Below are 8178 nucleotides of genomic sequence, written 5' to 3' on the forward strand. Positions count from 1 at the left end.
TCCGAGCCCGGCGGGCGCTGGGAGCCGGACCCGGCCGCCGTGCACCACCTCGTGATCGGCGACGAGTCCGCGCTGCCCGCCATCGCGACCGTCTGCGAGACCCTCGCCGAGGCCGCCCCCGGGGTGCCGGTCCGGGTCGTCGCCGAGGTCGCCGACGCGGGCGAGGAGCAGACCCTGCCCGGCGACGTCGCCGTCACCTGGGTGCACCGGGGCGACGCCCCGGCGGGTGAGCCGCTGGTCGCGGCGGTGCGGGCCGCACAGCTGCCGGGCGGGCGCGGCCAGGCGTGGCTGTCCGGGGAGTCCGCCGCGGTCAAGGAGCTGCGCGCGCACCTGCTCGGCGAGCGGGGGTTCGACCGGCGCGCCGTCTACGCCACGGGGTACTGGCGCGCCCGGTGAACCGACAGCCGGGGCACAGCTGTCGCACAGGTTCGTGCGGTGTGCTCCTAGCATGACCGAGGTGATGGACCGGGACGCCGACCCGCTGCGCCGCGCCGACGGCGGCCCGATCCGGGTGCTCGTGGTGGACGACGAGTCGACGCTGTCGGACCTGCTGTCGATGGCCCTGCGCTACGAGGGCTGGGAGGTCCGCGCCGCCGCCGACGGCATGTCCGCGGTGCGCCACGCCCGCGAGTTCCGCCCGGACGCGATCGTGCTGGACGTGATGCTGCCCGACGTCGACGGCTTCGAGGTGCTGCGCCGGGTCCGCGCCGACACCCCCGAGGTGCCGGTGCTGTTCCTGACCGCGCGCGACGCCGTCGAGGACCGGGTCGCGGGGCTCACCGCGGGCGGCGACGACTACGTCACCAAGCCGTTCTCGCTGGAGGAGCTGGTCGCGCGGCTGCGCGGGCTGCTGCGCCGCGCCGGGATGGCCGCCGCCCAGCGCTCCTCGGAGCTGGTCGTCGGCGACCTGGTGCTCGACGAGGACGCACACGAGGTGTCGCGCGCCGGCGACCCGGTGGAGCTGACCGCGACCGAGTTCGAGCTGCTGCGCTACCTCATGCGCAACCCGCGCCGGGTGCTGTCGAAGGCCCAGATCCTCGACCGGGTGTGGAACTACGACTTCGGCGGCCAGTCCAACGTGGTCGAGCTCTACGTCTCCTACCTGCGCAAGAAGATCGACGCCGGACGCCGGCCGATGATCCACACGGTGCGCGGCGCGGGCTACGTGCTGCGTCCCGCGGCGGAGTGACCCGGTGGTCGTCACCCGCGTCTCCGGCCGGGTCCGCTCGCTGCGGGCCCGGCTGGTCGTCACGGTGCTGCTGCTGTTCGCGGTGGCGTGCGTGGCGATCGGCGTCGCGACGACGCTCTCGCTCGACCGCTACCTGTCCACCCGGCAGGACCGCGAGCTGTCGTTCTCCCTGGAAGGCTTCGTCGCCCAGCAGACCGGGCGCGCCCCCGGGCGGCTGACCCAGGACGGGAGCGACGGGACCGGCGCACCGCCCGGGGACGGCGGCCGGCGCCCCGGTCCGCCCGACGGGGTGTTCCTCGGCCCCGGCCCGAGCGCGAACGCGATCGGTGCGGTGTTCGACGACGGCCGTGTCGTCATGGCCCGGCTCGCCCAGCGCGGCGGCACCAGCACCACGGTGTCCGACGACGACCTCGGCGCGCTCCGGTCGGTGCCCGCCGACACCGCGCCGCACGACGTCACGCTGTCCCTGGGCGACTACCGGGCGATCGGCTGGACCGAGGGGACGACGACCTACCTGATCGCGCAGCCGGACAACGCCGGCGCCACCGTGACCAGGCTCGTCGTCACCGAACTCGTCGTGCTGGGCGGGGCGGTGGTGCTCGCGGGCATCGCGGCGGCCGTGCTGGTGCGTCGCGAGCTGCGCCCGCTCGAACGCGTCGCCGGCGTCGCCGCGCAGGTCGGCGACCTGCCGCTGGACCGGGGCGAGGTCCACCTCGCCGCCCGCGTCCCCGACCCCGACCCCCGCACCGAGGTCGGCCAGGTCGGCACCGCGCTCAACCACATGCTCGACAACGTCGAGAGCGCGCTCGCCGCCCGCCAGGAGTCCGAGACCCGGCTGCGGCGCTTCGTCGCCGACGCCAGCCACGAGCTGCGCACCCCGCTGACGGCGATCCGCGGCTACGCCGAGCTGTCGCGCCGCGAGCGCGACCCGGTCCCGGAGCGGACCACGCACGCACTGGCCCGGATCAGCTCGCAGGCCGAACGCATGTCCACCCTGGTCGAGGACCTGCTGCTGCTCGCCCGGCTCGACGCGGGCCGCCCGCTGGAGCGCGCCGAGGTGGACCTCACCCGGCTGGTCCTCGACGCCGTCGGGGACGCCCACGTGGCGGGCCGCGACCACCGCTGGTTCCCGCGGCTGCCCGATGAGCCGGTCACGGTCACCGGCGACGCCCACCGGCTCGCCCAGGTGGTCACCAACCTGTTCGCGAACGCCCGCACCCACACCCCGCCCGGCACGACGGTCACCGTCTCCCTCGACCGGCCCGTCCCCGGCCGGGTCCGGTTGCGGGTCGCCGACGACGGCCCCGGCATCGCCCCGGACGTCCTGCCGCGGGTGTTCGAGCGGTTCGCCCGCGGCGCCGAGGGACGCACCCGCGCCGGGAACGACACCCCCAGCACCGGGCTGGGCCTGGCGATCGTGGCCGCGGTCGTCGCCGCCCACGACGGGACGGTCGGGGTCGACAGCGCCCCCGGCCGGACGGTGTTCACCGTCGACCTACCGGTCTGAGTGCGGCTCCGCGGCCCCGGGGTCGACGGGCGGGTCGGCCGGGGCGAGATCGGTGGACAGCCGGCGGATGAAGTCGTCCATCGCCTCCTGCATCGTCTGGCGGAAGGCGCCGAGCAGCGACTGGGTGGCGACCGGCTGCAGGGCCTCGACCGCCGTGCGCAGGTCCGCGACGCCGCTGCGGGGCAGCCCGGCCGCGACGTGCGCCGCCCAGACCTGCTCCCGGAACAGCTCGACGAAGATCTCGGCGATCTCACGGGTGCGGGTCAGCAGCTCGTCGCCGACCTGCTGCACCGCCTCCGGCGCCAGACCGAGGGCGACGGCGTGCGCCCCGGATCGGACCATCGACGGGTTGAGCACGCGCAGCCGCCCCGGGCCGGTGCGCTCGATCATCCCGGAGGCGACCAGCTGCCCGACGAACTCCGGGGACGTCCGGGCGCCGGCCCACGCGGCCAGGTCCTCCTCGGCGAGCTCGACCGGCTCCTCCGGCTGCCACGGGGCGAGCATGCCGCGGTAGAGGCGCAGCGCCTCCTCCGCGCTGCCGGAGGGGGTCTGGTTGATCAGCACACCGATCGCGGCGAGCGAGAACCCGCGCCGCTGCAGGCCGGCGATCAGCTCCAGCCGGGCCAGGTGGACGGGGCCGTACCAGGCGGTGCGCCCGCGCATCTCCCCCGGCTGCAGCAGCCCGCGGGACAGGTGGGCACGCACGTTGCGGACGGTCATACCGGCACGCGCGGCGAGCGTGTCGATCGGGAACTCGTCCCCGGCCGTCGGCGTTCCGGACATCGGGACGGATCCTACCCGGGGCAGCCGGGCGCGCACGGCGACGACGGGCGGGCCGCAACCACCCCGTGACCCGTGGCGACGACGGTCGCGGGCACTCACCCGACGATCAACGATGTCATCGGCTGCCCGATCCGCACCGCGACATCGAGCTGACACCGACCCACACCCGGTTCCTGCTGGTCATGGGCGCAGCGTAGCGGAACGTTGACACGAGTACGTGACGGGATAGTACTGTTCATGGGTGTCGTCGTCATCACGGTCGACGCGCCCGACCCCGGTCGCATGCCCGCGACCGGTGCACGCCGGGCCGGCCGACGGGTCCCCCTCCCTGCCGGCCGGTCCGGTCCGGTCAGCGCGGTCCGTCGACGGCGCGACCGAGGTGCTCGCGCTGCAGCACCGCCATCCGGTACGCGTCGTGGTAGCGGCCGCTGGCGAAGTACTCCTCGCGCAGCTCGCCCTCGACGACGAAGCCGGTGCGTTCGTAGGCGCGCACCGCACGGGCGTTGTCGACGTCGACGACGAGGTACACCTTGTGCAGGTTCAGCACGCCGAAGGCGTAGTCGAGGGCCGCGGAGGTGGCGCGGGCGGCGAGACCCCGGCCCTGGAAGGCGGGGGCGACGATGATCTGGAACTCCGCGTTGCGGTGGATGTAGTCGATCTCCACCAGCTCGACCAGGCCGGCGCGCTCGCCCGCGCAGTCGATGACGAACCGCCGCTCGCGGTTGTCGTGCACGTGCCGGGCGAAGATCTCCTGCAGCTCGACGAGCGACTCATAGGGCTCCTCGAACCAGTACGACATGATCCCGGAGTCGTTCGACAGCCCGTGGACGAACGGCAGGTCCTCGCGCTCGAGGGCGCGCAGCCGCATCTCGGGGGTGGGCGTACTCATGGGGCCTCCGCGGGCGACGGACCCGATGCCCGTCGACCCGGAAACCTACGAGGCCGGCGCGGTCAGCGCCCGGCGCGGGCCCGCTGCGGCGTGCAGGACGGACAGTCCCGCCACGGCAGGGCGCGCGCGTCGGCGGGCCGGGCCGCACCGCAGCGGCAGACGCCGGCGAGGCCGCCGAACCCGGGCATCGACTTGGTCGGACGTCCCGCGCGCACCAGGGTGCGGCCGGAAGTGGACGTGCGTGTGGGCAGGTAGAGGCGCATCAGGATCCCCGACGGTGTGGTGGAGAGTTCGGCGACCTGTGGGTCACCGAGAGACACATCGTCTTCACCCTACGAAACATGACGGACATGCTCAGTGACCTCTGACACAGATCCCCGCACCGGACCCGGCGACCCCACGGGTGGCCCTGCCAGACTGCGCCGCATGGCTGGCTCCCCGCTGCTCCAGAACCTCTCCGGCACCGCCCGTACCGCCTACGAGCTGGGCAGCGGCACCGCCCGTGCCGCCGTGGCCCTGACCCGCTCGGGAGTCGTCCGCCCGCTCGGCCCCGGGAAGCTGTACGGGATGGGCCGGGCCCTGGTCCGCTACGGCAACAGCATCACCGCCGCGTTCGCCGTCGGAGCGGCCCGCCACCCGTACCGGCTCGCCGTCGTCGACGACGACGGGGTCACCACCTACGCCGAGCTGGAGGCCCGCACCGACAGCCTCGCGCTCGCGCTGCTCGACTCCGGCGCCGGGCCGGGCGCCCCGGTCGGCGTGCTGTGCCGCAACGCCCGCGCGCCGATCGAGGCGATGGTCGCGGCGGGCAAGGCGGGCGCCGACGTCGTACTGGTGAACACCGGGCTCTCGGCCGAGCAGCTGCGCGGGGTGCAGGAGCAGCAGCAGCTGCACACCCTCGTCGCCGACCCGGACTTCCTCGACATCGTCCCGGACGGGCCGCGCGTCGTGCTGACCCGCACCCCGGACGGGCCGCGCCGCGCTGGCGACCGCGCGCTCGACGACCTGGACGCGATGGTCGAGCGCGGCGGGCCGGGCGAGCTGCCGTTCAAGCCGGAGCCGTCCAAGCAGATCGTGCTGACCTCCGGCACCACCGGGACGCCGAAGGGCGCCAAGCGGCCGCACCCCTCGACCCTCGCCCCGGCGGCGTCGATCCTGTCGACGATCCCGCTGCGCGCCGGTGAGCCGACGCACATCGCCGCGCCGCTGTTCCACACCTGGGGCAACGCCGGGCTGCTGCTCGCCTCGCTGCACGGCGCGACCGTCGTGCTGCGCCGCAGGTTCACCCCCGAGGGGTTCCTCGACGCCGTGCGCGAGCGCCGGTGCACGACGGTGTTCGCGGTGCCGGTGATGCTGCAGCGCGTCCTGGAGTCCGACGCCGACGGCTGGGGCGACGGCGGGGACGACCCGGCGGGCCCGCGGATCGTGGCCGTCTCCGGGTCGGCGCTGCCCGGCGGACAGGCCAACCGGTTCATGGACCGCTTCGGCGACTGCCTCTACAACCTCTACGGCTCCACCGAGGTCTCCTGGGTCTCGATCGCCGGACCGGAGGACCTGCGCGACGCCCCCGGCACCGCGGGCCGCGCCCCGGCCGGGACCACCCTGGTCATCCTCGACGACGACGACACCCCGGCCGCGGCGGGCGTCGACGGCCGGGTGTTCGTCGGCAACGACCTGCCGTTCGAGGGCTACACCGGCGGCGAGGACGGCCTGGAGGAGCGCGACGGACTGCTCGGGACCGGCGACGTCGGGCACCTCGACGAGCAGGGACGGCTGTTCCTCACCGGCCGGGCCGACGACATGATCGTCTCGGGCGGGGAGAACCTGCACCCCGGCCCGGTCGAGGAGCTCGTCTCGGGGATGGACGGGGTGCGCGAGGCCTGTGTGCTCGGGGTGGACGACGACGAGTACGGCCAGCGGTTCGCCGCCTGGGTGGTGCTCGAGCCGGGAGCCGACGTCACCGCGGACGCGATCCGCAGCCGGGTGAAGTCCGACCTGGAGAAGTTCGCCGCCCCACGGGACGTGCACTTCCTGGACGAGCTGCCGCGCAACCAGACCGGCAAGGTCCTGCGCACGGAGCTCCCCGGCCGGGAGTGACCCGACCGGGCGTCCCGGGTTGAAGTCAGGGAAACCTTCCCTAAGATGGCCCGATGACGGTCACCGCGGCACGTGGCGCACTCGGCGGTCCCCCCGCCGGGGCGCCCGCCGGGGGTTGTGCCGGGCTGAGCGAGGCCGTCGGCGAGCCGATGACCGGCACCGCGCCGCACGTGCGCCGCCTCGTCGCCGTCGAGCACATCGGGGCGTGGCCGCGGAAGGTCGCCGACCACCCGGACCCGGCGGTCACCGCGCTCTGCGACCGGCTCCGCGCCGACGACGTCATCCTCCTCCTGATCCGCCGCCCCGGTCGCGAGGGCCGCTGCGACGCCGACGGCGACCGCACCGTCTACGTCGCCGACCTCGCCCCGGGCGGCTCGCGGGTGTGGGCGCGCACCGTGCGGGGCACCGACGACCTCGCCCGCATCGACCTCGACCCGGGTGCGGGCACCCCGGTCACCGACCCGGTGATGCTGGTGTGCGCGCACGGCAGGCGCGACGTCTGCTGCGCCGTCCGCGGCCGCGCGCTCGCCGGGGAGCTGGCCGCCGAGGGCGCCGACGTCTGGGAGTGCACCCACCTCGGCGGGCACCGGTTCGCGCCGACCGCGCTGGTGCTGCCCACCGGCTACGCCTACGGCCGCCTCGACACCGGCGGCGCGCTGGCCGCGTTGAAGGCCGCGGCCGGGGGCGGCGTCGACCCGTGGAGCTGCCGCGGGCACACCGGGCTGGACCCGGTCCGCCAGCTCGCCGAACTCGCCGTGCGCGAGCACACCGGCATCGGGGACGCGTCCGCACTGCTCCTCGATGCCGTCGACGGCCCGGGGGACGTGACCGTGCGGTCCCGCGACGGCCGGGTCTGGACGGTGCCGGTGGTCATCGACTCCTCGCTGCCGCCACGGCCGCCGTCCTGCGGGGCGGCCCTGGAGGCGGCGACGCCGCTGGTCGCGGGCACCCCCGTCGAGCACTAGCTGTACTGACCGGAGACGTTGGTCGAACTCGTGTGACGACACGATCTAGCTGATCTTGAAGGGTGAGGACCTCCTGCGGAGGGTGTGGAGCTGTCGAAGGCACCCGCACCCACAACCACAGGAGGTCCTCGTGGTCCACGCTAACGCTCCACTGTCCGAACGCGGCCGACTGCGCCTGGCGCGTCTGATCGTCGAGGGCGACGTGCCGATCGCTGCGGCCGCTGCCCGGTTCCAGGTGGCCTGGCCGACCGCGAAACGCTGGGCCGACCGCTACCGCCTCGACGGCCCGGCCGGCATGGCCGATCGCTCCAGCCGGCCGCACCACTCGCCGCGGGCGACGCCGGCACCGGTGGTGCGCCGGATCGTGCACCTGCGCTGGAAGAAGCGCCTGGGCCCGGTCCAGATCGCCGACCGGGTCGGTGTCGCTGCCTCGACCGTGCACCGGGTGCTGGTGCGGTGTCGGATCAACCGCCTCGCCCATGTCGACCGCGCCACCGGAGAACCGGTGCGTCGCTACGAACACCCCGCCCCCGGGGATCTGCTGCACGTGGATGTGAAGAAGCTGGGCAACATCCCCGACGGCGGCGGCTGGCGCTATGTCGGGCGCGCCCAGGGAGACCGCAACCGGGCCGCGACCCCTGGGAAACTTCGCAACGCCCACCACCAGGCGAAGATGGGCACGGCGTTCGTGCACACCGTGCTCGACGACCACTCCCGCCTGGCCTACGCCGAGATCCACGACGACGAG

Annotated in this window: 9 protein-coding genes; 6 read left to right on the top strand and 3 right to left on the bottom strand. The window is 74.7% G+C overall.

What is annotated here, in order from left to right:
• The 3 genes from GTW08_RS26180 to GTW08_RS26190 form a co-directional block, all read left to right on the top strand.
• Positions 1 to 396, top strand: a 396-nt coding sequence (locus GTW08_RS26180; protein ID WP_161152664.1) for a siderophore-interacting protein, incomplete at its 5' end; no start/stop codon positions are given.
• Between the two features lie 52 nt (positions 397 to 448).
• Positions 449 to 1189 (top strand): response regulator transcription factor, encoded by a 741-nt coding sequence (locus GTW08_RS26185; RefSeq protein ID WP_062400865.1) that lies wholly within the window; start codon positions 449 to 451, stop codon positions 1187 to 1189.
• Between the two features lie 4 nt (positions 1190 to 1193).
• Positions 1194 to 2696: an ATP-binding protein gene (locus GTW08_RS26190; RefSeq protein WP_161152665.1), complete on the top strand. Its 1503-nt coding sequence runs from the start codon at positions 1194 to 1196 to the stop codon at positions 2694 to 2696.
• Here the strand turns inward: GTW08_RS26190 and GTW08_RS26195 are convergent.
• The 3 genes from GTW08_RS26195 to GTW08_RS26205 all read right to left on the bottom strand — a co-directional run bounded on the left by GTW08_RS26195 (position 2685) and on the right by GTW08_RS26205 (position 4688).
• The gene (locus tag GTW08_RS26195) at positions 2685 to 3479 is read right to left on the bottom strand and encodes a MerR family transcriptional regulator (protein WP_073577210.1); all 795 of its coding nucleotides are present in this window, start codon (positions 3477 to 3479) and stop codon (positions 2685 to 2687) included. The two genes, GTW08_RS26190 and GTW08_RS26195, sit on opposite strands and share 12 nt — an antisense overlap.
• A 349-nt stretch (positions 3480 to 3828) precedes the next feature.
• Positions 3829 to 4368: a spermidine N1-acetyltransferase gene (gene speG / locus GTW08_RS26200; RefSeq protein ID WP_073577211.1), complete on the bottom strand. Its 540-nt coding sequence runs from the start codon at positions 4366 to 4368 to the stop codon at positions 3829 to 3831.
• Between the two features lie 62 nt (positions 4369 to 4430).
• Positions 4431 to 4688, bottom strand: a complete 258-nt coding sequence (locus GTW08_RS26205) for a hypothetical protein (RefSeq protein WP_073577212.1) — start codon at positions 4686 to 4688, stop codon at positions 4431 to 4433.
• 106 nt (positions 4689 to 4794) lie between these two features.
• Here GTW08_RS26205 and GTW08_RS26210 point away from each other — a divergent pair, with 106 nt between their 5' ends.
• The 3 genes from GTW08_RS26210 to GTW08_RS26220 all read left to right on the top strand — a co-directional run.
• The gene (locus GTW08_RS26210; protein ID WP_073577213.1) at positions 4795 to 6465 is read left to right on the top strand and encodes an AMP-binding protein; all 1671 of its coding nucleotides are present in this window, start codon (positions 4795 to 4797) and stop codon (positions 6463 to 6465) included.
• Between the two features lie 53 nt (positions 6466 to 6518).
• On the top strand, positions 6519 to 7430 hold the full coding sequence (locus tag GTW08_RS26215) for a sucrase ferredoxin (RefSeq protein WP_083658926.1): 912 nt from the start codon (positions 6519 to 6521) through the stop codon (positions 7428 to 7430).
• A gap of 130 nt (positions 7431 to 7560) precedes the next feature.
• The coding region (locus GTW08_RS26220) for a helix-turn-helix domain-containing protein (RefSeq protein WP_161151911.1) at positions 7561 to 8178 on the top strand (618 nt) is incomplete at its 3' end.

The organism is Pseudonocardia sp. SID8383, assembly GCF_009864975.1.
In the GTDB taxonomy this organism is placed as follows: domain Bacteria; phylum Actinomycetota; class Actinomycetes; order Mycobacteriales; family Pseudonocardiaceae; genus Pseudonocardia; species Pseudonocardia alni.